A 512-nucleotide genomic window follows, 5' to 3' on the forward strand; every position below is an offset into this window, starting at 1 on the left:
AGGCGCTCTCCCAGCTGAGCTAAGGCCCCAATAAGGTATAAAGTAGATACATGGTGGGCCTAAGTGGACTCGAACCACCGACCTCACGCTTATCAGGCGTGCGCTCTAACCAGCTGAGCTATAGGCCCATTTTCTACTCTTTTATTGTATATTTGAGAGAATTCTCTCAAAACTGAACAAAGCTTCAAAACGTACGTCTTGTCTAGCTACGGCTCCTAGTCGTTCGATCGTTTCACTTTTGTCAACTAAACCAAATAACGGTTTTCCTGTCAAAAGCTCCAACGCTTTTCATGACTAAACAATCGCCTTCGCTTTTCATGTAAAAATCCTTAGAAAGGAGGTGATCCAGCCGCACCTTCCGATACGGCTACCTTGTTACGACTTCACCCCAATCATCTGTCCCACCTTAGGCGGCTGGCTCCATAAAGGTTACCCCACCGACTTCGGGTGTTACAAACTCTCGTGGTGTGACGGGCGGTGTGTACAAGGCCCGGGAACGTATTCACCGCGGC

Annotated in this window: 1 tRNA gene and 1 rRNA gene; both read right to left on the bottom strand. The window is 48.6% G+C overall.

The window, feature by feature from the left end:
- Window positions 1-51: 51 nt before the first annotated feature.
- Window positions 52-128: transfer RNA gene (locus tag A2U94_RS20175), tRNA-Ile, on the bottom strand.
- A 205-nt stretch (window positions 129-333) separates the two neighbouring features.
- Window positions 334-512 (bottom strand): 16S ribosomal RNA (locus A2U94_RS20180); the annotation flags it as partial.

The organism is Bacillus sp. VT 712, from assembly GCF_001614195.1.
GTDB classification, from domain to species: Bacteria; Bacillota; Bacilli; order Bacillales; family Bacillaceae_H; genus Priestia; species Priestia flexa.